General features: G+C 70.9%; 28 protein-coding genes. 13 read left to right on the top strand and 15 right to left on the bottom strand.

Features of this window, described 5'->3' with window-relative positions:
* Window positions 1-79 precede the first annotated feature (79 nt).
* Window positions 80-1,345: a phosphopyruvate hydratase gene (gene eno, locus AB0C20_RS07595; RefSeq protein ID WP_357185786.1), complete on the top strand. Its 1,266-nt coding sequence runs from the start codon at window positions 80-82 to the stop codon at window positions 1,343-1,345.
* Here the strand turns inward: eno and AB0C20_RS07590 are convergent.
* The 3 genes from AB0C20_RS07590 to AB0C20_RS07580 are packed head-to-tail and all read right to left on the bottom strand — an operon-like array spanning window position 1,327 to window position 3,226.
* Window positions 1,327-1,767: an arsenate reductase ArsC gene (locus AB0C20_RS07590; RefSeq protein WP_357185789.1), complete on the bottom strand. Its 441-nt coding sequence runs from the start codon at window positions 1,765-1,767 to the stop codon at window positions 1,327-1,329. The genes eno and AB0C20_RS07590 overlap by 19 nt on opposite strands.
* A gap of 17 nt (window positions 1,768-1,784) precedes the next feature.
* A complete protein-coding gene (arsB, locus tag AB0C20_RS07585) occupies window positions 1,785-2,876 on the bottom strand; it encodes an ACR3 family arsenite efflux transporter (RefSeq protein ID WP_357567603.1) in 1,092 nt (363 codons plus the stop codon).
* A complete protein-coding gene (locus AB0C20_RS07580) occupies window positions 2,873-3,226 on the bottom strand; it encodes a metalloregulator ArsR/SmtB family transcription factor (RefSeq protein ID WP_357185795.1) in 354 nt (117 codons plus the stop codon). Before AB0C20_RS07580 ends, arsB begins: the two co-directional genes overlap by 4 nt.
* Before the next feature lie 95 nt (window positions 3,227-3,321).
* Here AB0C20_RS07580 and AB0C20_RS07575 point away from each other — a divergent pair, with 95 nt between their 5' ends.
* Together AB0C20_RS07575 and AB0C20_RS07570 are read left to right on the top strand one after the other, a co-directional pair.
* Entirely contained in the window at window positions 3,322-3,819 is a 498-nt protein-coding gene (locus tag AB0C20_RS07575) for an N-acetyltransferase family protein (protein ID WP_357185798.1), read from the top strand.
* Between the two features lie 45 nt (window positions 3,820-3,864).
* A complete protein-coding gene (locus tag AB0C20_RS07570) occupies window positions 3,865-5,256 on the top strand; it encodes an FAD-dependent oxidoreductase (RefSeq protein WP_357185801.1) in 1,392 nt (463 codons plus the stop codon).
* 100 nt (window positions 5,257-5,356) lie between these two features.
* Here AB0C20_RS07570 and AB0C20_RS07565 read toward each other — a convergent pair whose 3' ends face one another.
* The gene (locus AB0C20_RS07565) at window positions 5,357-5,710 is read right to left on the bottom strand and encodes a TraR/DksA C4-type zinc finger protein (protein WP_091406793.1); all 354 of its coding nucleotides are present in this window, start codon (window positions 5,708-5,710) and stop codon (window positions 5,357-5,359) included.
* A 118-nt stretch (window positions 5,711-5,828) separates the two neighbouring features.
* On the opposite strand from AB0C20_RS07565, the gene AB0C20_RS07560 reads away from it, so the two are divergent.
* Both AB0C20_RS07560 and AB0C20_RS07555 read left to right on the top strand, forming a co-directional pair.
* A complete protein-coding gene (locus tag AB0C20_RS07560; protein ID WP_357567602.1) occupies window positions 5,829-6,419 on the top strand; it encodes a TetR family transcriptional regulator C-terminal domain-containing protein in 591 nt (196 codons plus the stop codon).
* Between the two features lie 122 nt (window positions 6,420-6,541).
* Window positions 6,542-6,892, top strand: coding sequence for a DUF1330 domain-containing protein (locus AB0C20_RS07555; protein WP_357185805.1), 351 nt, complete (start codon window positions 6,542-6,544; stop codon window positions 6,890-6,892).
* Window positions 6,893-6,956: 64 nt separating this feature from the next.
* Here AB0C20_RS07555 and AB0C20_RS07550 read toward each other — a convergent pair whose 3' ends face one another.
* From AB0C20_RS07550 to AB0C20_RS07535, 4 genes are all read right to left on the bottom strand, one after another.
* Window positions 6,957-8,168: a ferritin-like domain-containing protein gene (locus tag AB0C20_RS07550; RefSeq protein ID WP_357567601.1), complete on the bottom strand. Its 1,212-nt coding sequence runs from the start codon at window positions 8,166-8,168 to the stop codon at window positions 6,957-6,959.
* Entirely contained in the window at window positions 8,165-9,010 is an 846-nt protein-coding gene (locus tag AB0C20_RS07545; RefSeq protein WP_357185811.1) for a PhnD/SsuA/transferrin family substrate-binding protein, read from the bottom strand. The genes AB0C20_RS07550 and AB0C20_RS07545 overlap by 4 nt, the downstream gene beginning before the upstream one ends.
* Window positions 9,010-10,179: an acyl-CoA dehydrogenase family protein gene (locus tag AB0C20_RS07540; RefSeq protein ID WP_357185815.1), complete on the bottom strand. Its 1,170-nt coding sequence runs from the start codon at window positions 10,177-10,179 to the stop codon at window positions 9,010-9,012. Before AB0C20_RS07540 ends, AB0C20_RS07545 begins: the two co-directional genes overlap by 1 nt.
* Before the next feature lie 78 nt (window positions 10,180-10,257).
* Entirely contained in the window at window positions 10,258-11,205 is a 948-nt protein-coding gene (locus AB0C20_RS07535; RefSeq protein ID WP_357185818.1) for an ion transporter, read from the bottom strand.
* Between the two features lie 220 nt (window positions 11,206-11,425).
* Here AB0C20_RS07535 and AB0C20_RS07530 point away from each other — a divergent pair, with 220 nt between their 5' ends.
* On the top strand, window positions 11,426-12,112 hold the full coding sequence (locus tag AB0C20_RS07530; protein ID WP_357185821.1) for a helix-turn-helix domain-containing protein: 687 nt from the start codon (window positions 11,426-11,428) through the stop codon (window positions 12,110-12,112).
* Window positions 12,113-12,497: 385 nt separating this feature from the next.
* On the opposite strand, the gene AB0C20_RS07525 is transcribed toward AB0C20_RS07530, so the two are convergent.
* Window positions 12,498-13,355 carry an SDR family oxidoreductase gene (locus AB0C20_RS07525; protein ID WP_357185824.1) on the bottom strand — a complete coding sequence of 286 codons (858 nt, stop codon included), beginning with the start codon at window positions 13,353-13,355 and terminating at the stop codon, window positions 12,498-12,500.
* A gap of 96 nt (window positions 13,356-13,451) precedes the next feature.
* Between AB0C20_RS07525 and AB0C20_RS07520 the strand changes: the two genes are divergently transcribed.
* Window positions 13,452-13,847 (top strand): helix-turn-helix domain-containing protein, encoded by a 396-nt coding sequence (locus tag AB0C20_RS07520; RefSeq protein WP_357185963.1) that lies wholly within the window; start codon window positions 13,452-13,454, stop codon window positions 13,845-13,847.
* Here the strand turns inward: AB0C20_RS07520 and AB0C20_RS07515 are convergent.
* Window positions 13,844-14,800, bottom strand: coding sequence for a DMT family transporter (locus tag AB0C20_RS07515; protein ID WP_357185827.1), 957 nt, complete (start codon window positions 14,798-14,800; stop codon window positions 13,844-13,846). The genes AB0C20_RS07520 and AB0C20_RS07515 overlap by 4 nt on opposite strands.
* Here AB0C20_RS07515 and AB0C20_RS07510 point away from each other — a divergent pair.
* A complete protein-coding gene (locus AB0C20_RS07510; RefSeq protein WP_357185830.1) occupies window positions 14,799-16,187 on the top strand; it encodes a PLP-dependent aminotransferase family protein in 1,389 nt (462 codons plus the stop codon). The two genes, AB0C20_RS07515 and AB0C20_RS07510, sit on opposite strands and share 2 nt — an antisense overlap.
* 40 nt (window positions 16,188-16,227) lie before the next feature.
* On the opposite strand, the gene AB0C20_RS07505 is transcribed toward AB0C20_RS07510, so the two are convergent.
* On the bottom strand, window positions 16,228-17,190 hold the full coding sequence (locus AB0C20_RS07505; protein WP_357185832.1) for a helix-turn-helix transcriptional regulator: 963 nt from the start codon (window positions 17,188-17,190) through the stop codon (window positions 16,228-16,230).
* 423 nt (window positions 17,191-17,613) lie between these two features.
* Here AB0C20_RS07505 and AB0C20_RS07500 point away from each other — a divergent pair, with 423 nt between their 5' ends.
* On the top strand, window positions 17,614-18,276 hold the full coding sequence (locus AB0C20_RS07500) for a hypothetical protein (protein WP_357185834.1): 663 nt from the start codon (window positions 17,614-17,616) through the stop codon (window positions 18,274-18,276).
* A gap of 128 nt (window positions 18,277-18,404) precedes the next feature.
* Entirely contained in the window at window positions 18,405-19,916 is a 1,512-nt protein-coding gene (locus AB0C20_RS07495; RefSeq protein ID WP_357185837.1) for a phosphoesterase, read from the top strand.
* 92 nt (window positions 19,917-20,008) lie between these two features.
* Here the strand turns inward: AB0C20_RS07495 and AB0C20_RS07490 are convergent, their stop codons facing one another.
* Window positions 20,009-20,608, bottom strand: coding sequence for a MarR family winged helix-turn-helix transcriptional regulator (locus AB0C20_RS07490; RefSeq protein WP_357185840.1), 600 nt, complete (start codon window positions 20,606-20,608; stop codon window positions 20,009-20,011).
* 114 nt (window positions 20,609-20,722) lie between these two features.
* Between AB0C20_RS07490 and AB0C20_RS07485 the strand changes: the two genes are divergently transcribed.
* The 3 genes from AB0C20_RS07485 to AB0C20_RS07475 all read left to right on the top strand — a co-directional run bounded on the left by AB0C20_RS07485 (window position 20,723) and on the right by AB0C20_RS07475 (window position 24,243).
* Entirely contained in the window at window positions 20,723-22,300 is a 1,578-nt protein-coding gene (locus AB0C20_RS07485) for an LLM class flavin-dependent oxidoreductase (RefSeq protein WP_357567600.1), read from the top strand.
* A gap of 63 nt (window positions 22,301-22,363) precedes the next feature.
* A complete protein-coding gene (locus tag AB0C20_RS07480; RefSeq protein ID WP_357567599.1) occupies window positions 22,364-22,984 on the top strand; it encodes a helix-turn-helix domain-containing protein in 621 nt (206 codons plus the stop codon).
* The gene (locus tag AB0C20_RS07475; RefSeq protein ID WP_357185849.1) at window positions 22,981-24,243 is read left to right on the top strand and encodes an MFS transporter; all 1,263 of its coding nucleotides are present in this window, start codon (window positions 22,981-22,983) and stop codon (window positions 24,241-24,243) included. The genes AB0C20_RS07480 and AB0C20_RS07475 overlap by 4 nt, the downstream gene beginning before the upstream one ends.
* A 50-nt stretch (window positions 24,244-24,293) precedes the next feature.
* Here the strand turns inward: AB0C20_RS07475 and AB0C20_RS07470 are convergent, their stop codons facing one another.
* From AB0C20_RS07470 to AB0C20_RS07460, 3 genes are all read right to left on the bottom strand, one after another.
* Entirely contained in the window at window positions 24,294-24,989 is a 696-nt protein-coding gene (locus AB0C20_RS07470) for an alpha/beta hydrolase (protein ID WP_357567598.1), read from the bottom strand.
* Window positions 24,990-25,068: 79 nt separating this feature from the next.
* Entirely contained in the window at window positions 25,069-25,668 is a 600-nt protein-coding gene (locus tag AB0C20_RS07465) for a DUF4291 domain-containing protein (RefSeq protein WP_357567597.1), read from the bottom strand.
* Window positions 25,669-25,766: 98 nt separating this feature from the next.
* The gene (locus AB0C20_RS07460; RefSeq protein ID WP_357567596.1) at window positions 25,767-26,804 is read right to left on the bottom strand and encodes an L-dopachrome tautomerase-related protein; all 1,038 of its coding nucleotides are present in this window, start codon (window positions 26,802-26,804) and stop codon (window positions 25,767-25,769) included.
* Between the last annotated feature and the right edge of the window lie 110 nt (window positions 26,805-26,914).

Here is a 26,914-nt window from a genome sequence, read left to right as displayed (position 1 = left end):
TGTCCATCGTCGCGGTGTCAGGGCCGCCGTTTCCTGCCAGTCTGGCTGCGAAAAGGGCAGCTTGAACAGGGAGTGTGTGATGACGGCAATCAGTCGGGTGTGGGCTCGGCAGATCCTCGACAGCAGGGGCAACCCGACAGTGGAGGCCGACGTGGTCCTCGCCGACGGGTCAACCGGCCGGGCGGCAGTGCCGTCCGGCGCGTCGACGGGGGCGAACGAGGCGGTCGAGCTGCGCGACGGGGACCGGACGCGTTTTCACGGCAAGGGCGTGAGCACTGCCGTTGCCGCTGTCAACGGCGAGATCGCCGACGCGGTGCTCGGGCTCGACGCGGAGGATCAGGCCCTGATCGACGAGACGATGATCGCTCTCGACGGTTCCAAGGACAAGTGTCGACTGGGCGCCAACGCAATCCTGGCCGTTTCCCTGGCGACCGCGAAGGCGGCGGCGTCGGCCCACCGGCAGCCGCTGTACCGCTACGTCGGTGGCGTCGGCGCCCGCCTGCTGCCGGTGCCGATGATGAACATCATCAACGGTGGAGCGCACGCCGACAATCCGCTCGACTTCCAGGAGTTCATGATCGCCCCGGTCGGAGCGCAGACGTTCGCCGAGGCGGTCCGGATGGGCGCGGAGGTCTTCCACACCCTCAAGGCGTCCCTGGCCGCGGCCGGGCACAACACCAACGTCGGTGACGAGGGTGGCTTCGCGCCGAACGTCACGGACGCCGACGAGGCGCTGCGGTTCGTGCTGCGCGCCATCGAGGACACCGGTTACCAGCCCGGCGTCGACGTGCGGATCTGCCTCGACCCGGCCAGCTCGGAGTTCTTCCGCGCGGGTGTCTACGACTACGTCGGCGAGGGACGCCAGCGCACCGTCGAGGAGCACATCGACTACCTGCTCGACCTGGTCTCCCGGTACCCGATCAGCTCGATCGAGGACCCGATGGCCGAGGACGACATCGCCGGCTGGAAGCGGCTGACGGCGGTGGCGGGGGAGCGCGTGCAACTGGTCGGCGACGACGTCTTCTGCACCGACGTCGACCGGCTGCGCGACGGGATCGACGGCGGCTACGCCAACGCGATCCTGGTCAAGGTCAACCAGATCGGCACCCTCACCGAGACCCTGGCGACGGTCGACGCCGCACACAAGGCGGGGTACCGGGTGGTGATGTCGCACCGATCCGGGGAGACCGAGGACACCACCATCGCCGACCTGGCAGTGGCCGTCGGCTGCGGTCAGATCAAGACCGGCTCGCTGTCGCGCTCCGACCGCACGGCCAAGTACAACCAGCTCATCCGCATCGAGGAAGAGCTCGGCGAGCGCGCCAGCTACGCCGGAGGCCGTTGAGGACTGTGCTCCGGTCGGGTGGCGAGGTTCAGCTCGGTGAGGAGCTTCTCCACCCGACCCCGGATCTCGTCACGGATCGGGCGCACGGCGTCGACGCCCTTGCCGGCCGGGTCGTCGAGCTTCCAGTCCTCGTAGCGCTTGCCGGGGAAGACCGGGCAGGTGTCGCCGCAGCCCATGGTCACGATGACGTCGGAGGACTCCGCTGTCGCGTACTCCAGAAGTTTGGGGGTCTGGTCGGTGATGTCGATGCCGACCTCGCGCATGGCCTGCACGGCGGCAGGGTTGATCGTCTCGGCCGGCGCGGAGCCGGCGGAACGGACCTCGACGGTGTCGCGGGCGAGGTGGCGCAGCCAGCCGGCGGCCATCTGGGAGCGGCCGGCGTTGTGGACGCAGACGAACAGGACGCTGGGCTTGTCACTCACGGCGGGTGCCTTCCGGGTTACGCGGTTGCGGTGTTCGTGGAGGTGAAGAAGCGGCGGCGTGCCCACAGCGAGACGTAGACGAGGCCGACGAGGACGGGTACCTCGATCAACGGGCCGACGACGCCGGCGAGGGCTTGGCCGGAGGTGACGCCGAAGGTGCCGATCGCGACGGCGATGGCGAGTTCGAAGTTGTTGCCGGCGGCGGTGAACGCCAGCGTGGTGGTGCGTTGGTAGCCGAGGCCGATTGCGCGGCCGAGGGCGTAGGAGCCGGCCCACATGAGCGCGAAGTACACCAGCAGGGGCAGGGCGATGCGGACGACGTCCAGGGGTCGGCTGGTGATGGCGTCGCCTTGCAGGGCGAACAGGATCACGATCGTGAAGAGCAGTCCGTAGAGGGCGGCCGGGCCGATGCGGGGCAGGAAGCGGGCCTCGTACCAGGTGCGGCCCTTGGCGCGTTCGCCGAGGCGGCGGGTGAGGTAGCCGGCGAGCAGCGGGATGCCGAGGAAGACGAGCACGTTACCGGCGATGTCCCACGCCGAGACCGTCAACTCGGCGCCGGAGAGCCCCAGCCACTGGGGGAGCACGGCGAGGTAGAACCAGCCGAGCAGGCCGAACGCGACGACCTGGAAGACCGAGTTGAGGGCGACCAGGACGGCGGCGGCTTCCCGGTCGCCGCAGGCGAGGTCGTTCCAGATGATGACCATGGCGATGCAGCGGGCCAGGCCGACGATGATCAGCCCGGTGCGGTACGCGGGCTGGTCGGCCAGGAAGATCCAGGCCAGGGCGAACATCACGGCGGGACCGACGAGCCAGTTGAGGAACAGCGAGGAGATCAGCAGCCGGCGGTCGCCGGTGACGGTGTCGAGCCGGTCGTAGCGGACCTTCGCCAGCACCGGGTACATCATGATCAGCAGGCCGACCGCGATGGGTAGCGAGATCCCGCCGATCTGCACCGCGTCCAGAGCGCTGTTCAGCCCGGGGATCAGCCGACCGAGGAGCAGGCCGGCGACCATCGCCAGCCCGATCCACACGGGTAGGAACTGGTCGAGTCGGGAGAGCCGGCCGACGACGGCGCTTTCGGTCGGGTCGCTCCGGAGGGTCGTTGTCACGTCGTCGGCGTCACGGTGAGTAGTGCGGCGAGCTGGCGCAGGATGGCCGGCCGGGCGCGGTAGTAGACCCAGGTGCCTCGGCGCTCGGCGTCGACGAGTCCCGCTTCGCGCAGCGTCCTGAGGTGGTGCGAGATGGTCGGGCCGGTCAGGTCGAACGCGGGGGTCAGGTCGCAGACGCAGATCTCGCCGCTCTCGGCGGAGGCGATCATCGACATCAGTTGCAGCCGCACCGGGTCGCCGAGGGCCTTGAACGCGGGCGCGAGCACCGTCGCGGCCTCGGCCGGTACGCGCCGCTCGGTCAGAGGGGGGCAGCACGACACGTCCATGGTCGGACCTGCTTGATTCGACATTCCTCTAGGTTGACACTTCTCTAATCAGTGTGCAACCGTCTGTTTCGACGGACGTCGAGACAGTCCTCCGATCTCTTCCGGAAGGCAACCCGCTGATGGCCGACATCATCGTGCGCCCCATGACCGACGACGACGCCGACCGAGTGCTGGCGATCTACCAGGACGGTCTGGACGCCGGCAATGCCAGCTTCGAGATCACCGCCCCGACCTGGGCGGCGTTCGACGCCGCGCGCCTGAGCGCGCACCGCTTCGTGGCAGTCGACAGCGACGGGGTGGTGCTCGGCTGGATCGCCGTCTCGCCGACCTCGACCCGCGCGGTCTACGCCGGTGTGGTCGAACACTCCGTCTACGTCGACCCGGCCGCCCAGGGCCGGGGCATCGCCCGGCTGCTGCTGACCGCGCTGATCGCCTCCACCGAGGCCGCCGGCATCTGGACCATCCAGTCCGGAGTCTTCCCCGAGAACACCGCCAGCCTCACCCTCCATCGGCGGGCCGGCTTCCGGGTCATTGGCGTACGCGAGCGGGTCGGTCGCCATCACGACCGCTGGCGCGACGTCGTCCTGCTGGAACGTCGAAGCCCCACCATCACCTGACCAGCCTTGGCCGTCACGACGGGCCACCACACCGAGGAGCCACTGATGAACGCTCTGGACGACAGTCCCACCATCGTCATCGGCGCCGGCCCGACCGGTCTCGCCGCCGCCGCGCACCTGCACGAACGCGGCCTGCCCTTCACCGTCCTCGAAGCCGGCGACACCCCGGGTGCCGCGGTACGCCAGTGGGGGCACGTGCGGGTCTTCTCGCCGTGGCGCTACAACATCGACCCGGCCGCCCGTCGGCTCCTCGACGAGGCCGGCTGGGTCGCCCCCGACCCGGGGGCACTGCCCACCGGCGCGGAGCTGGTCGACGACTACCTCCGGCCCCTCGCGCAGCTGCCACACCTGAAGCCACACGTGCGGTACGGGGCACGCGTCGAGGCGATCAGCCGGCTCGGCCTGGACCGACTGCGTACCGCCGGGCGCGACACCGCACCGTTCCTGCTCCGCCTCGCCGACGGCGACGAGCTGGTCGCCCGCGCCGTCATCGACGCCTCTGGCACCTGGAGCACGCCGAACGTCCTCGGCGCGTCCGGTCTGCGCGCGCGAGGGGAGGCCGATGCGGCGGCGTACCTGGAGCACGCGTTGCCGGACGTCCTCGGCGCCGACCGGGGCCGGTTCGCCGGACGGCACACTCTGGTGGTCGGCGCCGGTCACTCGGCCGCGAACACCCTGCTGTCCCTGGCTGAGCTAGCCGCAGTCGAGCCTGGCACCGAGGTGACCTGGGCCATCCGGGCCGCCGCGCCGACGCGTACCTACGGCGGCGGGGACGCCGACGCCCTCCCGGCGCGGGGCGCGCTCGGCGCACGGCTGCGTTCGCACGTCGACGCTGGCCGGATCCGGCTGCTCACCGGCTTCTCCGTGCAGGCGCTCACCCCGACGGACGGCCGGGTGAGCGTGGTCCTGCGGCACGGCGACGGCAGCGTCGAGTCGATCACCGTCGACCGTGTTGTCGCGGCTACCGGCTTCCGCCCCGACCACAGCATCGCCGCCGAGCTGCGGCTGGACCTCGACCCGGTGCTGGGCGCCACCCGTGCCCTGGCCCCGCTGATCGACCCCAACGAGCACTCCTGCGGCACCGTGCCACCGCACGGCGTGGACGTGCTCGCCCACCCCGAGCAGGGCTACTACGCCGTCGGCATGAAGTCCTACGGCCAAGCGCCGACGTTCCTCATGGCCACCGGCTACGAGCAGGTCCGCTCCGTGGTCGCCGCGCTGGCAGGTGACTGGACCGCCGCCCGCGACGTCCAACTCGACCTGCCCGCGACCGGTGTGTGCAACAGCAACCCTGCCGACTCGGTGGGCGACGACTGCTGTGGGCCGCAACCGACGGGGCGTGGACTGTCCACCGGCATCTCCGGAGGGCTGCGGTCCGCACCGATCAGCCTCATCGCCCTCGACGCCGCGCCCGCAGGAGGTTGTTGCGCCAGCTGATCACCGGTTACGACGGTGCCCGCTGCGCGGCGCGAGGGCGCTCCCGGAGGCCTCATGAGAGCGAGACGCCGGGCAGCCCGCGCAGTCGGACGGTGCACCGTCACCGTCGGCTGGCACAGGCGACACACGTACGCGCGGACGGGCGGGCGACGAGTCGCTCGGCGGGAATCGGCCGGGCGCACCGTTCGCACACGCCGTAGCTGCCGTCATCGACCCGTCGCAGCGCGACGTCCAACTCGGCCAGGCGTCGGCGGGTGGCGTCCAGGACGGCGGTGAGCTGCGCGCGTTCGAAGGCGATGGTGCTTCCCTCCGGGTCGTGCTCGTCATCGGCGTTGGACGACCGGGACGCCTCGAAAAGGCTCCGGAGGTCACCGTCCAGGGCGGTGGCCTGGATTTCGGTCTGCTCGCGAAGCCGCAGCAACTCCTCGCGGACCGCGCTGGAATCCCTGTTCATGGCCGTTCCAGAGTACCTGGGGGATGACGGTGGTCACATCACTGGCATTCCGAGACGACCGGTCATATCGTGGTGTCCGTCAGTCAGCCGGAACCCCGGGCGAGAGGAGTGCCACGAGATGCCACGAACGAAGTCGCCGGCCTCCGCCGGGACCCGGCAACGGTTGTCCGACGCCGCGTTGGACCTGTTCCACCTGCGGGGCTACAACGGGACGAGCGTCCAGGACATCGTCGCCGCGGCCGGGGCACCCAAGGGCACCTTCTACAACCACTTCGCCAGCAAGGAGGACCTCGCCCTCGACTCGGTGGCGAGATACTCCGCGGCGATGGGGCTGGAGATGCTCGACGAGAAGCAGGGCGGCACCCCGCTTGAGCGGATCACCGCTCATCTGAGTTACATCACCGGCCTCGGCGACACCATGGGTGACCGCGGATGCCTGCTCGGCAACTTCGCCACCGAGATCCCGGCGCACAGCGATGTCCTGCGCAACGCCGTCGACGCCGGTTTCGGCCGCTGGGTCGCCGCGCTCGCCAGGGTGATCGAGCAAGCACGGGCTGCCGGTGAACTGCACGGCGACGAACCCGCCACTGATCTCGCCGGCTTCGTCGTCTCCAGCTACGAGGGCGCGGCAGCGCGGGCGAAGGCATCCGGTGACCCGGCCGCCCTCCGCGAGTTCTTCACCATCACCACGGCCCGGATCCTCACCTGATCCGCGTCCGATCCCAGCGGTGACAGTCCGCGTCGTTCCAACCGACGCGGCGCGTACCCAATCCAAGACGACCGGTCGTACGCCTTCGACCGGGAAGCTACACCTGCATTGAGGAGTGAGACATGAGCACGTACCTGATCAATCACCTGCGTATCCCGGGCGGAGTGCCGACCGAGGAGTCCCTGCGTTACCTGGAGCAGGTGCAGGCCACCACCGAGGCGTACGGCGCCAAGTGGCTCGTCCTGGATGCCCAGGTGCAGGTCCTCGAGGGCAGCTGGCCCGGTTCGGTAGTGCTGATCGAGTTCCCGGACGCGGAGACCGCCAAGACCTGGTACAACTCGCCCGAGTACCAGGCGATCCTGGCGCTACGCGTCGATCACACCATCAACGACCTGGTCCTGGTGGACTCCGTCGGCCCGGACTTCACGGTGGCCGGCTACGCGCGTCAGATCCGGACCCTGCTCGGTCAGTGACCAGCCCTCGCTGACCTGCCGTACCGCGATCCCCGCGCACGCGCGCGCCGTGCGCGGGGATCGCCTACATGAAGTTGCGGGTGTGCAGGGCGGAGAGCGCCGCCGCCTCGTCGGGCCGGAAACCCAGGCGGACGAGGCGGCGCTGACGGCCCTGATCCATCGCGTGTTGCAGAGCCTGCACCCGATCGAAGCCGGCGGAGACGTCGTTCGGACGCCAACCACCCGCCGCGAGCACCACCAGCGCGTCGAAGACATCCGCGTTGAGGCCCGCAGTGTCGGCAAGCGCGTCGTGGCGGCGGTGGATGGCCGCCCGCAGCCGGTCGCGCAGCAGCGGATCGAGCTGCGCCTGATGCTCCAGGTGTGCCATGCCGAACACCACGTGCCGGCGCTCGTCCTGCATGGCGAGCCAACAGATCCGGCGCGTCACCGGGTCCGGGGCGTTCTCGTGCAGGAACGACAGCAGATCGACGAAGCTGCCCTCACCGAGCACGGAGAGCAGGAACGACGCCAACGCGAAGTCCGACTCCGCGACGAGGGTGAACAGCGACTGCCGACCGCCAGCGGATGACGTGCCCATCTCGGCGCCCCGCAGCAGCGCCCGCCGGCTGAAGACCTCCATGTGCCGGGCCTCGTCGGCCATCTGCACGGCGAGGAGCTGCACCACCTCCCGGAAGTGCGGATGGATGCGCCCCACGAACCGGGCCGGCACGACGAGGGCGGCCTGCTCGTTCTCGACCAGGTAGGTCATCACCTGTACCACAGCGGCTTCGACGTCGGCCGGCAGCGCGAACGGATCGTCCCACGGCACCGCGGTCTGCGGGTCCCACTGTCGGGCGGCGGCCTGCGCGTACAGGTTCGGGGCGATGTCGGCCCAGACCAGGTCGCGGTCGTCCAGGTCGAACCGGGCCTCCGGACCACCGGCTTCAAGGAGTGAACCCCGGGCGCCGAGCCCCCACCTTGCGGGTGGACGGCTGCTGAGCGCCGACGGCAGGGCCGGCCCGGCCCGCTCCGCGCCGAACCAGCGGTCGTCATCCGCCGACCCGCGGACCACCACCGCGACGAGGTCGCTCGCCTCGCCCCGGTCCGGCCACTCGACCCGATGACCCCGCCGACGACACCAGGCGGGCAGGTGTACGCGCAACGCCGGGTCGCGACCGGAGACCGCCAACCTGCCGCCGGGCGGCAACCCGGCCAGGGCGCGCTGCACCAGCAGGTGCGCGCCCCGGCCGAAACCCAGGTCACCGAGGTCGACCTCGGCGACCGGTGTCGCGCTCACGGCCGGTAGTCCGTGGCCGTCACCCGCCCGTCGGGGGAGTAGAAACCGCTGGCGTCGACCGCGTCGACGAGGGCGTCATACCCAGTGGTGCGGCCCTCCCGCCAGGCCGTCAGCCCCTCCAGGTCGAGCAGCGGACGCACCTGCGGATCGGCGTACGACATGCCGAGCAGCAGCGTGCCGAAGAGCCGGACCCCGTCGGACTCCGGCGCGCGGACCGTCATGTTGCAGTGGTCGTAGCGTGCGGTCTGCGCCACGATCCGGGTGCCCTCGGGCGGTAGTGTGCCCTCCTGGACGAACGCCAGGTGGTTGGCGTCGATCATGCAGGCGGCGTCGACCTCCCCGGCCATCAGGGCGCGGGCCGCGTCGCGCTCGCCGCCGATGTGGTCGCCGTGCAGGCCGACACCCACGTCGAAGCGGCGTACGTCGACAGTGACCCCGGCCGCCGCGAGGTGACCCAGTGGAATCAGCGTTGCCTGTGGACTGTCGATCGCCCCGACGCCGACCACCCGTCCGGCGAGGTCGGCGAGCTGGCGCACCGGCGAGTCCGCGCGGACCACCACGATCGAGGTGAGGTCCTGGTCGGTGTCGCGCATGGTGAGCGCGCGGACGGTAGTGCCGTTGGCGGCCGCCAGCCGCTCGGCCCGCAGCCAGGCCAGGGGAGAGTTCCAGGCCGCGTCGATCCGCCCGGCGACGAGGTCCTCGACCTGTCGTTCGTAGTGGGAGTAGAGGACGAAGTCGAAGTCCAGGCCCCGCCCGCGCAACCAGGTGCGGAAGCCCTCCCAGATGGTCACCACCTTCGGGTCGTACGCGACCGCGCCCAGCAGAACTTCTGGCGCGGGCATCAGCGGTTGGCCTCGTCGAGCAGCGGCAGCCCGGTGGCGAGCCGACCGACGAAATCGTGCAGCGCGTCGGTGGTCGGTGCCATCACCCGGGCTGCGCGGGCGTCCCGGAAACGGCGTTCAAGGCCCAACTCCTTGCGGAAGGCGCTGCCGCCGCAGAGCTGCATCGCGCCATCGGTCACGTCGGCGACGGTCTCGCCGCCGAGCGCCTTGACCTGGAGCACCCGCAGCATCGCGTCGTCGCGGCCGGTCTCCAGTGCGGTGAGCGTGTCGCCCAGGAAGGCGCGCAGCGCGTCGGTGCGGATCATCAGCCGGGCGAGGTCGCGTCGCGTGACGGGCGCGTCGCGCAGGGCGGCGCCGGTGTGCGCGAGTGTGGTCCCGGTGAGATGTCGGCCCGCTTCGGCCACCGCGCTGTCGGCGAGACCGAGGCAGAAGGCGGCGTTGAGCACCAGGAACCAGGGCAGGACCGCACCGAGCGCGGTGTCGAGCCCAGCCCCGTCGGCCGCCATCCTCGCCGTCGACGGAACCCGGAGCCCGTCGGCGGTCATCGGCCGAGAGCCGTTGCCCCGCAGACCCAGCCCGTCGAAGTCGCCGGTCACGCTCAGGCCGGCGCTGTCGGCCGGCACCAGCCACAGCGTCATCGGGCCGGCGTCGCGGGTCAGTGGAAGGCTCGACCAGACGTAGCTGTTGGCCTCGCCGGCCGAGGTGACCCAGCTCTTACGGGCGTCGAGGCGGACGGTGTCGTCGTCGGCGGCTGTCGCGGTGCCGGTCGGCGACCAGAAGTGGCTGCGCGAGCCGTACTCGGAGAACGCCAACGTGGTGAGGTGATCGCCGGTGGCGATGGCCGCGCGGACGTCCCGGGGGCCGTGCGCCTCGATGACGGCGGTCGCCGCGTAGTGCATGAGCACCACCATCGCTGTGGACCCGCACTCGGCGGCCAGCCGCTCGATCACCTCGGCGACCACCCGCATGCCGTGGCCGGCGCCACCGACCTCGGTCGAGGAGGCCAGGCCGAGTAGGCCGGCTGCGGCGAGAGCGTCGACACCCGGACGGGGGAAGGCCCCGTCCCGGTCGACGATCGGCGCCTGCGGGCGGATCACGTCGTCGATCACAGTGCCGAGCGTGTCCGTGGCATCGGTGGCGGTCTGGGCATTGTCGACACTGGCCGTCATGCTCGGTACCCCTTAAGGCAGGCCGATGGGACCGCTGTCGACACTATCCGAACCCGAAGACGCAGCGCGAGCGTCGGATTACCGTCTGGCGCGGGCGTTGTCCCGGTGGGGTCGGCCGTGCCCGTCGTCCCGGTCGATGCGCAGCTCGCGCTCCAACTCGGTGATGACCGCCCGCAGGTCGTCCAGCCGTTGGGTGAGCGCGATCCGGTCCACCTCGTCCGGTACGCCGTCGCCGTCCTCGTCGTACCCGGGAGCCAGGCGCTCGGTCATCTCCAACCGGCGGGCCTCCTCCATGGAGTTCACGATGACCGCGATGAGGATGTTGAGCAGCAGGTTGACGGTGATGACCACGTAGCTGACGTAGTAGAGCAGCGTCCATGGTGAGATCGCCATGCCCTGCTCGATGAGGTCGGGCAGCGTCTCCAGCGACAACAGCACGAACAACGTCAGCAGCGATCGGCCGATGTCGCCGTACTCCTCCGGATACCTGTTGCCGAAGATCAGCCAGCCGGCCATGCCGTACACGTAGAGCGTCACCACGGCCAGGGCGAGGAACCCGGTGACGCCCGGCAGGCTGCGCCACAGTGCGGAGACGATGGTCCGCAGACCGGGGGAGAACCGCACCAGGCGGACCATGCGGGCGACCCGGACGACCCGCAGCAGCGCCGGGTCGCCGTGCAGGCCCGGAATGAAGATCGCCGCGATCACCACGAAGTCGAAGACGTTCCAGCCGTGCCGGAAGAAGTCCTGGGGGCGTCTGCCGTAGGCGGCCAGCCGGACGGCGATCTCGACGACGAAGACGGCCCGGAAGAACAGCTCCAGGCCGTGCAGCGCGGTGCCCGCCGGGCTCAGATCGTCGTACGTCTCCAGGCCGAGAACGATGCCGTTGGCGAGGATGACCACGACGATGGCGATCTCGAAGGGCCGTGACCGGGCGAGCCGGTCGCAACGGTCGGTCCATCCTGAACTGTGCGACGGCGGTGTGGACGGAGCACCCCGCTGGGCGGGCGCGGGTGCGTCACTCACCAGTCGGCCGGCTCGATGAGGCGCGCCGGGGCCGGGGCCCACCTCCGGCCGTCGTCGTGGCGGTGCGGATGGTGTGCGGGCATGCCCACCAGCCTAGCCAAGATCAATGACGCTGCGCGACAGTGCCGTCCGTGCAGCGTGACTCGTTCGCTGCGCGTCGGCGCGATCCGTGCGGCGACGACACAAATCGCGAACGCCGTTTGCGGTTTACAGTAGATCAGTGAGTGACGCAGCCGCGAGCGGCCCCGACCGGCAGCCGATCTGGAGCAGGCCCGAACGTGGTAGCCGCGGCCCCGCTCCGGCGCACAGCCGGGACGCCATCGTCGTGGCCGCCATCACCCTGGCCGACACCGAAGGGCTGGCCGCGGTATCGATGCGCGCCGTGGCCTCCGCGCTCGGCACCGGCGCCGGATCCCTCTACCGCTACCTGTCGTCCCGCGATGACCTGCTGGACCTGATGACCGACCGGGCAGTGGGGGAGTTGCGCCCGTACCCGCAGGTGGAGGACGACTGGTTGGAGACGATGGTGCTGCTGGGACGCCGACAGTTGACGCTGTTCGGCGCCCACCCGTGGCTGCTCGATGTGATCCACCGGCCCTCCGGCATCGGCCCGCAGAGCCTGGCCTGGTTCGACAACTGCATCCGGATCCTGGAACCAGTGCGGTGCCCTGCCGCCGCCAAGTTCGAGACCATCGCGATGATGACCGGCGTGGTGAGTCTCTTCGCCCGCCGCGAGTCCGCCGCCGGGGCGTCCAGCTTCGCCGCGGTGGACCTCGCGGCGTACCCGCACCTGGTCGCGGCGTTCAGCCAGCCCCCAGGGCCGGCGCCCCGGGCGGACCTCGTCGAGCGGACCCTGCGCGGCCTGCTGACCGGCCTGCTGCTCGCGGAGTCGACCGAGGCGGGCTGACCGCCTCGGCGGGCCGATGGTTTCGGCCGTTTCTCCGCGACCTCGACTAGGTTCTCGATGGTGGGCCGGACCAGACGACCCCGCGCCAACTGCGGAGAGGTGCGCGATGTCCGACTCTGATCTTGCCGACCTGCGCCAACGGGCCAAGGACGGTGACCGGGACGCGGTCGACCAGCTCGTCGAGCTCGCGGGGGAGCGGGGTGACCTGGTCGAGTGTCGGTGAGCTTCGCTGGCTCGCCGACGGCGGGAACCGGGACGCGGCCGACGTTCTGGCCGAGCTCACCGAAGAGCGGGACGAGGCGGAGTAGTCGGCCGCCGTGGGTGAGGTTGGGGGCGGGCGACGGCGACCGGAGGTCCCGCCGCCCGCTTCGGCGATGGATCCGGTTCAGGCCCGCGCGGCCCGGATGGCGTCACGCAGCGGGGTGCTCGGCCGCCCGAGCAACCGGCTGAGGTCGTCGCTGTCGGTTGCCAGCTCGCCATTGGCGATCGAGTGGTCGAGCGCGGCGACGAAACCGGCGGTCCCCGCGTCCAGGCCGACGTTCTCCAGGGCCGAGGCCAGGTCGGCGGCGGACATGTCCTGGTGGACGACTGTGGTGCCGGTGACCTCGGTGACGGCCTCGGCCAGCTCGTCGAAGGTGAACGCGGTGCCGCCCAGTTCGTAGACGGCGTTGCCGTCCTCCTCCCGGGTCAGCGCGGCCACGGCCGCCCCCGCGTAGTCGGCCCGGGTCGCGGCGGAGATCTTGCTGCCGCCGGTGGCGCCGAGGATCGAGCCCGACCCCAGGTACTGCGGGAGCTGGTCGGTGTAGTTCTCGGTGTACCAGCCGTTGCGCAGCACGGTGTGGGTCAGACCGGACGCGACGAGGATTTCCTCGGTGGCCTTGTGCTCCGGGGCCAGCGGGTTTGCTGTGGTGTCGGCCTTGAGGATGCTGGTGTAGACGAGACGCTCCACCCCGGCGAGCTTGGCGGCGTCGATGACCGCTGTGTGCTGCGCGACGCGCTGACCGGGAGTGTCGCCGGAGATGAGCAGCAGGCGGCGTACGCCGGCCACGGCGCCGGGGAGCGTCGACGGGTCGTCGTAGTTGGCCTTGCGGATCTCGACCCCGTGCGCGGCCAGGTCGGCGGCCTTCTCCGGGCTGCGGACGATGGCGGCGATCTCGGCGGCGGGTACACCGCTGCCGAGCAACTGCTCGATCACCAGGCGGCCCAGCCGGCCGGTGGCGCCGGTGACGGCATAGGTGGGCATGGGAACCTCCGGAGGGTAGGGGTGAATCAGTAAGCACTTACGAATCTACAGCACTAACCAATGGGCAGCATGAGATAGGCTGGTGAGGTGAGCGACATGCCGGCCCAGGACCCGGCGGGGCCTACCCAGGAATTCGTCAGCGATGTCTTCGCGCGGGGTTGCACCTCCCGTGCGGCCTTCGAGGACGTCACCTCGAAGTGGGCCTCGCTGGCCCTGTTGGCGCTCGGCGAGGGCCGCTACCGGTTCAACGCGCTGCGACGCCGCATCGACGGGGTCAGCGAGCGGATGCTGTCCCAGACCCTGCAGACCCTCGAACGCGACGGGATGCTCACCCGCGAGGTGCTCACAGCGATCCCACCGCGCGTCGAATACTCGCTGACCCCGCTCGGCGCCCAGGTCGCCGAGCAACTGCGTGGCCTCGCCGATCTGCTGGAGGCCTCGGTGCCCGAGTTGCAGACCGCCCGCGACAGCCGCGAGCGCGACCGGAGCTAGGCCGATCCCGCGCCGGCCTCGCGTCGCGCCACTACCGTCAGTGGGCGCTGGCGGATGCGCTGGGTCGCCACGACGCATCCCAACACCACCAGCGCCGCCGCGATCGAGGCGGGGGAGACCACCTCGCCGAGCAGCAGCGCCGACCACCCCAGGGTCAGCACCGGCTGGGCGAGTTGGACCTGGCCCACCTGCGCTATACCTCCCCGGGCCAGGCCGGCGTACCAGGCGAAGAAGCCCAGAAACATCGAGACCCCGGTGAGATAACCGAACGCCGACCAGCCGAGAGCGTCGGCCCGCGGCGGACCGGCGGCGGCGGCAACGGCCGTGACGGGAACGGTGATGGGCAGCGAGAGCAGCAGCGCCCAGCAAATCGTCCGAGCGCCGCCCAACTCGCGGGCGAGCGCGCCGCCCTCGGCGTAGCCAAGGCCGCACAGCACGACCGCCGCGAGCAGGAACAGGTCGGGCAGGGTGAGGGCCCCGCGTACCGCGCCGCTGGCGCCGAGGAAAGCGAGAACCGCCAGCAGTCCGCCGGCGCTCACGATCCAGAACAGCGGCGGTGGGCGTTCGCCGGCCCGCAGCACCGCGAACACTGCCGTCATCGCGGGCAGTGCGGCGATGACGACCGCGCTGTGCGCGGAGGTCTGGGTGAGGAGCGCCATCGAGGTGAACAAGGGAAAGCCGACGACGACTCCGAGTGCGACGATCGGCAGCCGTTGCCACTGACCGCGGGTGGGCCGCGGTGCGCCGGTGAGACGCAGGTACGCCCATGCCAGCAGCCCCGCGCCGACAGCCCGGCCGAAGGCGACGAACCACGGGTCGAGCTGCTGCACGGCGATGCGGGTGGCCGGGAGCGACAGACTGAAGCCGAGCACGCCCAGGGCGCCGAGGCCGAGCCCGACGATCCGATCCGCTGTTACCGTGTTTCTGGCAGTAGCGCTACTCTCGTCCCTCATGGAGAACGGTAACGCAGCCCAACGCGTTATCCAAGATCTGCGGGGTCTCGCGGCCGTCGCCGGTCCCGGTGGCCGGCTGCCCTCGGTACGCGAGCTGACCGCCCGCCATCAGGCCTCGCCGGTCACCGTCGCCGAGGCGATCCGCCAGTTGGCGGCCGAGGGGCTGATCGAGGCGCGACCCGGCCGAGGCACCTTCGTGGCCACTCCACCGGACGAGCCAGGCGTACCCGACCTGTCCTGGCAGACCGTCGCGCTCGGGCCCCGCCGGTTCGGTCAGGATGAGATGCAGGCGCTGTTGGCGCTGACGCCCGCCGGAACGATCCCCCTGTCCGGTGGCTACCTCCACGCGGACCTCCAGCCTGCCGCCGCGCTCGGCGCGGCCCTCACCCGAGCCGCCCGCCAGCCCGCGAGCTGGCAGCGTGGGCCGGTCGAGGGTCGCGCGGACCTGCGCGCCTGGTTCGCCCGTGAGGCCGGGGCGGGGCTGCACGCCGACGACATGGTGATCTGCCCCGGCGGGCAGGCCGCCCTGTCGTCCGCGTTGCGGGCGCTCACCGCGCCCGGCGACGCCCTGCTCGTCGAGTCGCCCACCTACCTGGGTGCGTTGGCCGCGGCCCGCGCGGCCGGGCTGCGGGTGGTGCCAGTGCCGGCCGACGCCGACGGGGTACGACCCGACCAACTCGCCGCCGCGTTCGCCCGCACCGACGCCCGGCTCTTCTACTGCCAGCCCCTGTACGCCAACCCGCATGGCGCGACGCTGGCCGAGCACCGCCGGGCGCAGGTCGCCGAGGCCGTACGCGACGCCGACGCGTTCCTGATCGAGGACGACTACGCCCGTGACCTCACCATCGACGATCCGGCTCCGCCACCACTGGCCAGCGATGATCCCGACGGCCACGTCATCTACCTGCGCTCGCTGACCAAGTCGACCGCCCCCGGGCTGCGCGTCGCCGCCATCGGAGCCCGTGGCCCGGCCGGGGCTCGACTGCGCGCTGCCCGGCTGCTCGACGACTTCTTCGTCGCCGGACCACTGCAACAGGCGGCGATCGACTTCCTCACCTCTCCGGCGTGGTCGCGGCATCGTCGGGCACTGCGCACGGCCCTTCGGACACGCCGTGACGCGTTGCTGACCGCGCTACGTCGGCATCTGCCAAGCCTTGCTCCACAGTCGATCCCACGCGGCGGCATGCACCTCTGGGTGCGCCTCGCCGCCGGCGCCGACGATGCGGCACTGGCCGCTGCCGCGGCGGCCGAAGGCGTCGCCGTCTTCCCGGGCCGGCCCTGGTACGCGGCCGAACCCCCGGCCCCGCACCTGCGCCTCACCTACGCGGCAGCCGCACCCGAACTCATGGACGAGGCCGTTCGACGCCTCGCCCGCGTCCTCCGTTGAACCCCGGGCGCCTGGCTGGTTGGCGTCCTGCGAGTGGGTCTCAGGTGTTCAGCGTCTCGCGTGGCGGCACACCGAAGCTGGCGTGGTATCGCGCGGTGAACCTGCTGTGGCTGGCGAAACCCCACCGACTGGCAATCGCCGAGACCGTCTCCTGGCGCGGGTCGGCGCGTACCAGGTCGTGGTGTGCCCGGACGAGCCGGACCCGACGCAGGTAGGCCATGGGGGTGGTGCCCAGGTGACGGCGGAAGGCGAGTTGCACCGCCCGGAGGGAGACGCCGGCGGCGCCGGCGATGTCGGCGGCGCTGATGTCCCGGTCGGCGTGCTCCTCCAGAAACGTGATCGCCCGTCGCAGCGTGGCGGTGGTGGCGTCGTTCCGGTCCGCGGCGGTCGGTTCGGTGAACGCGGTGTTGGGGAAGACCGCGAGCGCCGCCGCGGCCAGCATCCGGGCGGCGTTGCCGATCACCAGCGACTGTGCCCCGGCGGCCGGGCTGTTCAACACGACGTCGCGGACGAAGCTTGTGGTGTTGCGCCACTGCCGGGCGAGGGCCGTGCTGGCGGCACCCAGCTCGGTGAACTCGATCCGCCCGGGCCGGCGGGCCGGGGCGGTGGTGGCCACCTGCGCCAGCACCGACAGGTCCAGCACGCAGAGCTCCACCTCGCCGGGATGCCAGTGGACGGTGCATGGCTCCTCGGGCCTGGTGACGAGGAAGACCTCGCCGGGGCCGAACCGGTGGGCCGATCCGGCGCAGGAGCGATCGACGTGTGCGGTGCGGGTACGACCGATGACCAGCCCGCCGAGGGTGCTGGCATCGATCTCGAGGTGCGCGGTCTGGCGGGTGGTCGCGATGGCGAAGGGGCCCGTGTCGACGCGGTGGTGGGTGAGCCGGTATCCGTTCCTGCTCTGAATGCGCAGTTTCGGGTCGTACGTGGCGGACAGGAATTCCTGAATGGCCGCCGGGTCACGACTGTCGAACTGGCGTGTCTGCACTGGTGATGACGTCATCCGCTGTCTCCGTCCGGTGGAGGTGCCGCCGGGTGCTGGAACGGGTGTCGACGGCAGGTTCGGGACGTGCCGGGGTGCTCGGCGGTGACCCGGCACATCATTGGCCGGCGGTGCGGTGGGATGGAACGTCGCGAGCGGGACGGCAGCGACCGGGTGGAGCGTGTCGGATCTGGTCTGACCATTCACTGACGCTGAGACGCAATATCTGTAGATGGGAATGTCACCATACGACAATCACCGACCTGCCGTCCCGCGAATCACTGTGATGTGTCGGCAGCTCGACTTCGTTTTCCGGCTAGCGCGCCAAATGGTTCTACGTCTGCTGTCCTAGCCACCCTCGTGGCCGACAGCGAAATCTTGTTCATGATTCGTCGGAGGATGACCGGGTCACTGCCGGGAGGCCGACCCACGGAGGGGGAAGCGTTGGACAGTACCGATCCTGACCGCGTCGTTCGGCTGGCCGTCGCCGAGGCGCTGGCCCGGGTGGCGGACGAGGACAGCCTGGGTCTGGGCGAGGGGGACGCGCTGGAGAGGCTCGGGCGTGGGCTCCGCGAGGTGCTGCGCCGCGCACTCGACGACCGGGTGCCACTGACCACGCCGGAGTTCGTCGACCTCTGCCGCGACCTGGGTCTGCACCGTGACGCCTTCGACCTGTTGGGGCACTACCTGATGACCGCGTTGCTGACCCAGCACGTCGGACCGGACGCCCTGATCCGCGTCGGGGTGCTCTTCGGCACCGTCGGGCGTTACCTGCCCGGTGCCCGTCCGGTGGCCCACCGCAACGAAGGTCCCGCGACGCGGCGACGCGACGTGCGTTCGGACAACAGCGTCGTCGGTCGGTACCGCCGCGCCAAGCTGCCGGAGCACCTCCCCAACCCGCCGAGCTGGACCTGCACGGGATGTGGCCGCGAGTGGCCCTGCGCCACCAAGCAGAGCCAACTGCTCGCCGAGTTCGGTGGAGCGCGCGCCTCCCTCGCGGTCTATCTCGGCTCCTGCCTCGTCGCCGCCGCTCAGGACCTGCCCACGATGCCGTTGCCCCGGGTCCGGCTCCGCTTCCTGGGCTGGCTGCCGCGCGCCCGGATCTGATCGGCGTTGCGCGCAGGTCGGGGCAGGGTGTTCATCGTGTGCACCAGCTGCGTACGGCGGCTGTTCACCGCCTTCTCCGAGGCTCCTTGGTCGAAAGAGCATTCGCTTGATCGAGGAGAGGCTCTCAGGTGAGAGACAAGCATCCCGAAGAGACCGAGCACGCGCAGCTGTCCCGGCGCAAGCTGGTCAAGTACGCGGGCGTCGGCGCGACGCTGGCCGCGGCCAGCCCACTGGTCGGTGCCGGCACGGCCTGGGCCGGCGAGGACCGCCGGCCGGGTGACGACGACAAGACCGACCGGGGCAACTCGAAGAACCGGGCGTGGCGTGCGGGCGACCACCACATCCACTCCGAGTACAGCGGCGAGTTCGACACCACGAAGTCCCCGATCGTCTTCCACAAGGGCGCGGACGCGGTCTACCCGATCGTCACCAACGCCATCATGGCGAAGAACTTCGGCCTGACCTGGGCGATGTGCACCGACCACGGTGGACCCACCCACTCGAAGGTGAACATCGAGCAGGCGTACCCCGACCTGCTACGGTCCCGCAAGCTCGTCCCCGAGGTGCTCCAGTTCTGGGGCATGGAGTTCGACGCGCCCTCGCTGGACCACCACACCCTGATGATCCCGCGCCACGAGGACGAGGCGAAGCAGCTCTTCGAACTGGAGAGCCGGTTCGCCAAGTACGACGCGTTCCCCACCGACCCGGCCCGCGACACCGAGGCCAAGATGGTGGAGTTCCTCAAGGTGGCCCGGGGCATGCCGCACAAGCCGCTGGTGATCGCCCACCACGCGTCGCGTTCGGCGCCCGGTCTCGGCGTCTACGGTCAGGACACCCCGCGTGAGTTCCGCAACGGCAACAACGCCGCGCCGGACGTCTACATCGGCTTCGAGGGCGCGCCCGGTCACCAGGCCGGCCCGCTCAACGGCGGCAAGCGGGGCGGCTACGGCAACCACCCCACCTACGGCGGCTTCGACCAGATGACCGCCCGGGTCGGCGGCCTGTGGGACTCACTGCTCGGCGAGGGCCGGCGCTGGTGGATCACCGCGACCTCGGACTCGCACGTGCACTGGACCCGGGGCGGCTCCGACTTCTGGCCGGGCGAGTACAGCAAGACGTACGTGCACGCCCGCCAGGACTACGGCGACATCATGGACGGCCTGCGCAACGGCCGGATCTGGGTCACCACCGGTGACCTGATCCGCAGCCTCGACGTCACCGCCACGTCCCAGGGCAGGACCGCCGAGGTGGGCGAGACGATCACGGTGAGCCGTCGTAGCCGTACCGATGTCGAGATCGAGATCACCTTCCGCCCGCTGGGTGGGGTTAACGCGAACGGCGACCGGCCCGAGGTCCGCCGGGTCGACCTGATCGTCGGCCAGATCACCGGCCCGAGCGCCAGCCTGGACGCCGACACCAACCCCACCACCACTGTGGCGGCCCGGTTCGGCCCACGGGACTGGCGTCGGCACGGCGACAGCTACGTCATCCGGCACACCTTGCGCAACGTCGAGGCGGACACCTACGCGCGGGTGCGTGGCACCAGCACCGACGAGGCCGAGCCGCTCGCCGACGGGCTGGAGAGCCCGTGGGACGACCTGTGGTTCTACTCGAACCCGGTCTTCGTGCACGTGCGCTGACCGAGTGCGGTAGCGACATCGCGGGCCTGTCCGGCACCGCTCGACTGACCACGTCGGGCGGTGCCGGGCGGGCCGCCCGCAGTATCCGCAGGTCAGTCGGGCCTGCTGCGGCGGGCGCGAGGGGTGGCGGTCCGCCCGCTCCGCGCCGCCGCGGCGCCGGTCCGGCGCGCAGCGGGCGCGGGCGTCGGGTCGGGCTGCACCTGGGTCACCACCTCGCAGAGGTCGCGCAACGGGTCTACCGCCTGGGTCGAGCAGGCGACCTTCTGCAGCAGTGACCGCAGCGTCGCCGACTCGGTCGACGTGAGCGCCCCCAGCAGGTGCGACTCGACCTGCCGCAGTGCCAACCGCCGCTGCTCCCAGGCGGCACGGCCGGCGTCGGTGACCTCGATGAGCCGGTTGCGTCGGTCGGCCGGGTCCGCGCGCCGGGCGACGAACCCGGGCCGCTCCAGGTCGTCGATCAGGTAGGTGAGGACGGTGCGGTCGATGCCGATCTCCTCGGCGATCGCGCCCTGGTTCCGGGCCGGCCCGTTGCTGGCCGCGGTGAGCAGTTGGTAGCCGCGCGGGCCACCGGGGAAGTCGGTGAGCGCGTGCTCGGCCGCCCGGACGTAGCCGCGGAAGACGATCCCGAGCATCCAGCCCAGGTCGTCGTCGAGCGGATCGGGCCGGTCCGGCCGGTGAGTGGCACCCGTCATGCCCCGACAATAGCGCAGCAAGTCAGACCTTGTTGGCGGAAGATGTTCTGTGCGGCATAAGGTTAAGGTTGCGACGCATCGTCCGAGGCGTCGAGAAAATCGGGAGGCTCGCAGATGAGCGACTACGGCCAGGACCTGGTCTTCGGCTCCTTCGTCACGCCCAGCGCTGACAATCCGGGCCGTGCGGTCGGTGTCGCCGTCCTGGCCGAGCAGGTCGGGTTGGACCTGGTCACCTTTCAGGATCACCCGTACCAGTCGGCGTTCCTCGACACCTGGACGCTGCTGAGCTTCGTGGCGGCCCGCACCAACCGGGTGCACCTGGCGGCGAACGTGACCAACCTGCCACTGCGCCCGCCGGCGGTGCTCGCCCGCAGTGTGGCAAGCCTGGATCTGCTCAGCGGTGGCCGGGTCAGCCTCGGCCTCGGGGCGGGGGCGTTCTGGGATGCCATCGAGGCGATGGGCGGCCGACGGCTGACCCCCGGTCAGGGCGTACGAGCGCTGGAGGAGGCCATCGAGATCGTCCGTCAGCTCTGGGATGTCGAGACGCGCGGCGGAGTGCGGGTCGACGGTGAGTTCTACCGGGTGGTGGGCGCCAAGCGCGGTCCCGCTCCGGCCCACGCCGTGCCGATCTGGCTGGGTGCGTACAAGCCCCGGATGCTCCAGCTCACCGGTCGTCGGGCCGACGGTTGGCTGCCCACGCTGGGCTACCTCCAGCCCGGTGATCTGACCAAGGGAAACGCGATCATCGACGACGCCGCGCAGCAGGCCGGCCGATCCCCGCAGGACGTGCGTCGGCTGCTCAACATCGCCGGAGAGTTCTCGACCGTCGGGCGCGGCCCGCTGAACGGGCCCGCCGAGCAGTGGGCCGAGGAGCTGGCCGAGCTGGCGCTGGAGGAGGGTGTCGGCACCTTCATCCTGGGTAGCGACGACCCCGACGACCTGCGCCGCTTCGCCGGTGAGGTGGCCCCCGCCGTCCGCGAGCTGGTCGCCGCCGAACGTGACCGGGGCGCGGCTTCGGAGCGTACGCCCGAGCCCGAGCCGGAGCCGGTCGCTGCGCCGGCGGTCCGGGCGAGCCGCGCCACCGCGACCGGTGGTGCGTTCGCCGTGGTGCCGACCCCGGACGACGGCGTACGGCGAAGCGAGCAGCAGGTGTGGGACGAGTCGGCACGGCCGACCGGGCCAGCGCCCGACCCGGAGCGCACCTACACCCCGCAGGAGCAGGCCACCGGAGCGCACCTCGTGCAGATCCACGACGGCCTGCGCGCCGAGCTGGCCCAGATTCACGACCTCATCGAGCAGGTGGCGGCCGGCGAGATCGACGCCGGCGCGGCCCGGTCCCACATCAACACGATGACCATGAGGCAGAACCGGTGGACGCTCGGCGTCTACTGCGAGTCGTACTGCCGCATCGTCACCACGCACCACACGATCGAGGACCAGTCGCTCTTTCCCCGGTTAAGGGCGCGGGACCCCCGACTCGGCCCTGTGGTCGACCGGCTGGAGCAGGAGCATCACGTCATCCACGACGTGCTGGAGGGTGTCGATCGGGCACTGGTCGCGTACGTCGGGTCTCCGGACGGCATCGCCGAGCTGCGCGCTGCGGTGGACCTGCTGACCGACGCCCTGCTGTCGCACCTCAGCTACGAGGAGCGGGAACTGGTGGAGCCGTTGGCGCGGCTGGGCATCGCCTGATCAACGCGCCGCGGCGGTGGCTCGGGGTTGCTCCGATCTAATCTGAGAGACTACTCTCGAAACATGTCTCTCAAGAATCCGTACGGGGATTTCGAGATCACCGAGCCGCAGGCGCTGCGGGCGCTGGCCCATCCGGTGCGCCTGGCGATCCTCGAACACCTTCAGCGGCACGGCCCGGCCACTGCCACCGGGCTCTCACCGCACGTCGGCGCCACGCCGTCGGTGGTCAGCTGGCACCTGCGGCACCTCGCGACGTTCGGCCTGGTCCATGACTGGGATGGCGCCACCAGCAAGCGGGAACGCTGGTGGCAGGCCGTCGCCCGAGGCTTTCGTTTCACCGCCCCCGAGGGCACCGAGGGGCAGACCGCCGTCCAGCAGCTCCGCGCGGAGATGTTCGCCCGCAACTCCGACGCACCCCAGCAGTGGCTGCTGCACGAAGAGCCCCGACTGGACCCCGAGTGGCGCACGCTGGCCGGCATGGCCGACACCCGGTTCGTGGCCACCGCCGACGAGCTGCGGCAACTGGAGGAGTCCATTGAGGAGCTGATCGCCCCGTACGTGCGGCGCAAGGAGAAGTCGGCTCCGGCCGACGCGCGGATCGTCCGGATGCTGCGCTACCTGCTGCCCGAGCCGGGGGACGAAGCCCCGGCCGAGCCCGGCGACGACGACGCGGCCGCGTCATGACCGCCACCGACGCCCCCGCCGACACCGGGCCCCCGCCGGCCCTGCACCGTGACCGGCGGTTCCGCACCTTCTGGATCAGCGAGACGATCTCCCATTTCGGCGATCGGATCAGCGAACTGGCCCTACCGCTGATCGCCGTCACACTGCTCACCGCCACACCCGTGCAGGTCAGCGTCCTCACCGCGCTGATCTGGCTGCCCAACCTGCTGGGCCTGTTCCTGGGCGCCTGGGTGGACCAGCGCACCCACAAGCGGCGACTGCTGATCATCGCCGATGTGATCCGCGCCGCGGTGCTGCTCAGCCTCCCGGTGGCCTATCTGTTCGACGCGATCACCCTCACCCAGCTCTACCTGGTGGCACTGCTCACCGGCTTCGGAGCGGTGCTCTTCGCCATGGCGCGTCAGGCGTTCTTCGTCGGCCTGGTGCCGCGCTCGGCGTACGTGGACGCGAACAGCAAGATGAGCATGAGCCGGTCGCTCTCCTTCATCGCCGGCCCGGCCGTCGGCGGTGGCCTCGTTCAGGCGCTCAGCGCGCCGGTCGCGATAGTCGTCGACGCGGTCTCCTTTCTCGGCTCCGCGCTGTTGCTCAGTCGCATCCCGGTCACCGAGCCCCCGCCACCGCCGCGTCGGACGTCCACCCTCGGCCTGGTCCGCGAAGGGCTCGTGCTGGTCCTGCGGCATCCGGTGCTGCGGGCCGCCCTCGGCTGCACCAGCACTGTCAACTTCTTCACCTTCATCGCCGGCGCGCTGCTGGTGCTCTACGCCAGCCGCGAACTCGACCTGTCGGCCGGCGCGATCGGCATCGCCCTCGGCTTCGGAGCGATCGGCGGATTCATCGGCGCGGCGCTCGCGCCGAGGGTCTCGCGCGCCATCGGTCTGGGCCGTACCGCCATGATCGGCGCGGTGCTCTTCCCCGCGCCGCTGGCGCTGACCGCCCTGGTGTCCGGGCCCACCTGGACGAAGGTGGCCATGCTGGCGGCCATCGAGCTGGTCTCCAGCGTCGGGGTGATGCTGATGGACGTGAACCTCAACGCCCTCCTCATCGCCGTGACACCCGCCGACGCGCTAGGACGCCGGGCCGGTGCCTACAGTGCCGTCAACTACGGCATCCGACCGCTCGGCGCGCTGGTCGGCGGTGCGCTGGGCACCACCATCGGGCTGCGGCCCACCCTGGCCATCGCCGGCCTGGGTGGCGTGCTCGCCGTGCTGTGGCTGCTCGCGTCACCGGTGCGCCACATCCAGACCCTCGACACGGCCTGAGGGCTCCGGGCGTGCGGCTGGCCTGGCTCTGCGGCCTCTGCCAGCGAAGCTCAGCCGGCCTCCGCCAACAGAATCCGAGCCAGCTCGGCGGGCTGGGAGAACATCGGCCAGTGGCCAGTGGCCATGGTGATCAGTCGCCAGTGGTCGCTGGTCAGCAGGTTCGCCACCGTGTCGTTCGGCTCGGGCCCGTCGAGCAGGCACTTGACGTACGTCGCCGGCAGCTCACCCAACGGCCGGGCCAGCACGGCCGGCTCGGTCAGCGTGGCCCCCGGATGCGGCGTGGAGCCCTCGATCAGCCGGGCGATCTGCTCGTCGGTGAGACCCTGACCGTCGAAATCGGCCGGGCCGAGCGGAGCCCAGTAGCCGTTGTTGTCGGCGATCTGCGCCTCGAAGGCCGCCTGGCCCTGCCACCAGCCGGAGGCGAACGACCCACCGTCGACCGGCACCTCAGAATCCACGAAGACCACCCGGCTCAACCGGTCGCCGATCCGCTCGGCGGCCTGACCCACCGGAATGCCCGAGTAGCTGTGCCCGACCAGCACCACGTCGTGCAGGTCGCCGCGCTCAATCTCGTCGACGATGTCCTGAACGTGGGTCTGCTGCCCGGCGGGCACATTCCGCCGGTCGGCGAGGCCGGAGAGGGTCAGCGGGTGGGTGCCGTGGCCGGCCGCCCGAAGTGGTGCCACCACCTCGTCCCATGCCGAGGATCCCAGCCACGCACCAGCCACCAACACGAAATCAGCCATCGGCGGACCCTAGCGGCACCCTCCGACAGCCCCGACACGTCGCTACCAGGCGCGGGCCTGGACCGGTGATCGCGAACGGTCAGCCGGTGGCGTCGAGGTGGGCAGCGATCTGCCTCGGCAGCGGATAGCTTCGTTCGGCCGGCAGGTGGTCCGTGGCCGCCCGCACGTCATCGGCCCGCACCAGTTCCCGTACGCGGTGGACAGCGGGGGTGATGTCCGTGACGCTGACCGTCCAGTCGTCGACGTACCGGGAGACGGCTTCGCCGGACAACCCGACCTGCAACGACCGGTAGGGCAACGCGCTCAGGTGCAGTGTCCGTTCCGGATCCCACTGCACCCGTACCGGGCTGGCCTTGAGTTGCCGCGACCACGTCGCCCGGTCAGCGTGCACGCCCTGGTCGTAGTGACTCAGACAGGCTCGCGCCAGCGCCCACTCGAAGCCCTCCCGCGTGATGTCGATGGACAGCACGCGCTCCTGCCCGGGCTTGGTGGCCCAACCGCAGCGGTACATCATCCACAGGAACGACGGCTTGATCCAGGTCATCCGGTCGCGCTTGAAGGGGGCCACGAAGCGACCGGCGGCCACGGCCGGCAGCGCGATCTCCGGTGGGTACGCCTGGTACACGGTGATCGTGTCGGCCGAGAAACGAGCACGGATCTGACGGGCGGGAACGGACACCCTGCGATCTTCACCCATCGGACCGCGCCTCTCCACCGGGTTTTCGTACCGGGGCCCGGGGAGACCCGGTGCGGACCGGCGGCTGCCGGACTGGGCACTCAGGCGTGGTCCCGGGCGGGCGGCCCGATCTCAACGGGCATCCGATAGATCTGGACCGGGTAGTCGACGGCCGAGACCCCGCCGTTGAGCCCGGCGGTCAGGTGCAGTTGGGCCGCCGGCATCCAGAGCCGGGCATCGGCGTCGAGCCACATCGCGTCCACCCAGGCCAGTCGGGGGTCGGCGACGAGCGTCCGTACGCTGCGGTCGGGTGCGAGGACGAGGATGCGCCGCCGTTCCAGGTCGCTGAGGTAGATGGTGCCGGTGGCGTCGATGGCAGTGCCGCCGGTGCTGGGTGTGTCACACCAGCGTTCGACCCTCCGGGCCAGCTCGACGGCGGACACCGACGGGTCGTCCAACCAGCGGGTGGCGATCCGGGACATCCCGCCGGGGGCCGGCTGGTAGTAGAGCCAGCGACCGTCCGGCGACACCTCCAACTGGTCCACGTGCAGGCGTACCTCGGCGCCGTCCGGGTCACGCAGCACGCGACCGTCGGCGACCACCGGGCCGCCCGCCGTGCTCTGTTGCCCGTCCAACACCCGCCTCGACCGACCCGAGTCGAGGTCGAGCACGATGAGGCCGGCCGCCCCGGCGTCGCTGAGATAGGCCAGCCGGCCGTTGAATCGGACGTCGTCGACGTAGCTGCCCGGGTGCACCGCCTCGTCGAGGTGGTAGACCCGATCCACGTGGTCGTCGTCCGGTTCGACAGCGATCAGCCGAGCGCCGCCCGGCACCTGCGCGCCGCCGATCCGCGGCGAACCCGAGTCGACGATCCACAACCTGCCATCCGGGCCGACGCGTAATCCGTTGACGTGCACGAACGCCCCGCTCGGCGGCTGGTCGGCACGATTCCACGCGGCGTCGGGGTAGGAGACACGACGGCCGTCCGGCAACGCCTCCACCACCTGTACGCCGGGCCGATCCGCCGACGGGTAGCTCAGGAACACCCGCTCGCCCACTGTGGACACGCCCGTGCACACCCGGTCCTCCTGGAACACCGGCGTCAACCGGTGATCCTCCTCGGTGGGCAGCGACGACATCGAACTGCTCCTCACCCGCCCGGCGGCGCCTCGGCTTCCAGCCGCTGACGACGGCTACGGCCGTCCGGCGCGGTATCCCCGGAGCGTGCCGGCCGAAACCGCCGGTCGCG

Origin of the sequence: Micromonospora sp. NPDC048843 (assembly GCF_040649965.1) — a bacterium.
Classification (GTDB): Bacteria; Actinomycetota; Actinomycetes; order Mycobacteriales; family Micromonosporaceae; genus Micromonospora; species Micromonospora hortensis.
The sequence above is the reverse complement of the archived record's forward strand: the minus strand, read 5'-3'. Positions and strand labels throughout refer to the sequence as shown.

Coding starts and splice junctions, on each gene's coding strand:
- AB0C20_RS07560 (WP_357567602.1), top strand. CDS start 5,829: ATGCCACGAACGAAGTCGCCGGCCTCCGCCGGGACCCGGCAACGGTTG.
- AB0C20_RS07485 (WP_357567600.1), top strand. CDS start 20,723: ATGAGCGACTACGGCCAGGACCTGGTCTTCGGCTCCTTCGTCACGCCC.
- AB0C20_RS07575 (WP_357185798.1), top strand. CDS start 3,322: ATGGCCGACATCATCGTGCGCCCCATGACCGACGACGACGCCGACCGA.
- AB0C20_RS07545 (WP_357185811.1), bottom strand. CDS start 9,010: ATGCCCGCGCCAGAAGTTCTGCTGGGCGCGGTCGCGTACGACCCGAAG.
- AB0C20_RS07505 (WP_357185832.1), bottom strand. CDS start 17,190: ATGACGTCATCACCAGTGCAGACACGCCAGTTCGACAGTCGTGACCCG.
- AB0C20_RS07490 (WP_357185840.1), bottom strand. CDS start 20,608: ATGACGGGTGCCACTCACCGGCCGGACCGGCCCGATCCGCTCGACGAC.
- AB0C20_RS07555 (WP_357185805.1), top strand. CDS start 6,542: ATGAGCACGTACCTGATCAATCACCTGCGTATCCCGGGCGGAGTGCCG.
- AB0C20_RS07540 (WP_357185815.1), bottom strand. CDS start 10,179: ATGACGGCCAGTGTCGACAATGCCCAGACCGCCACCGATGCCACGGAC.
- AB0C20_RS07525 (WP_357185824.1), bottom strand. CDS start 13,355: ATGCCCACCTATGCCGTCACCGGCGCCACCGGCCGGCTGGGCCGCCTG.
- AB0C20_RS07520 (WP_357185963.1), top strand. CDS start 13,452: ATGCCGGCCCAGGACCCGGCGGGGCCTACCCAGGAATTCGTCAGCGAT.
- AB0C20_RS07570 (WP_357185801.1), top strand. CDS start 3,865: ATGAACGCTCTGGACGACAGTCCCACCATCGTCATCGGCGCCGGCCCG.
- AB0C20_RS07480 (WP_357567599.1), top strand. CDS start 22,364: ATGTCTCTCAAGAATCCGTACGGGGATTTCGAGATCACCGAGCCGCAG.
- AB0C20_RS07515 (WP_357185827.1), bottom strand. CDS start 14,800: ATGAGGGACGAGAGTAGCGCTACTGCCAGAAACACGGTAACAGCGGAT.
- AB0C20_RS07470 (WP_357567598.1), bottom strand. CDS start 24,989: ATGGCTGATTTCGTGTTGGTGGCTGGTGCGTGGCTGGGATCCTCGGCA.
- AB0C20_RS07510 (WP_357185830.1), top strand. CDS start 14,799: ATGGAGAACGGTAACGCAGCCCAACGCGTTATCCAAGATCTGCGGGGT.
- AB0C20_RS07580 (WP_357185795.1), bottom strand. CDS start 3,226: ATGTCGAATCAAGCAGGTCCGACCATGGACGTGTCGTGCTGCCCCCCT.
- AB0C20_RS07460 (WP_357567596.1), bottom strand. CDS start 26,804: ATGTCGTCGCTGCCCACCGAGGAGGATCACCGGTTGACGCCGGTGTTC.
- AB0C20_RS07475 (WP_357185849.1), top strand. CDS start 22,981: ATGACCGCCACCGACGCCCCCGCCGACACCGGGCCCCCGCCGGCCCTG.
- eno (WP_357185786.1), top strand. CDS start 80: ATGACGGCAATCAGTCGGGTGTGGGCTCGGCAGATCCTCGACAGCAGG.
- AB0C20_RS07565 (WP_091406793.1), bottom strand. CDS start 5,710: ATGAACAGGGATTCCAGCGCGGTCCGCGAGGAGTTGCTGCGGCTTCGC.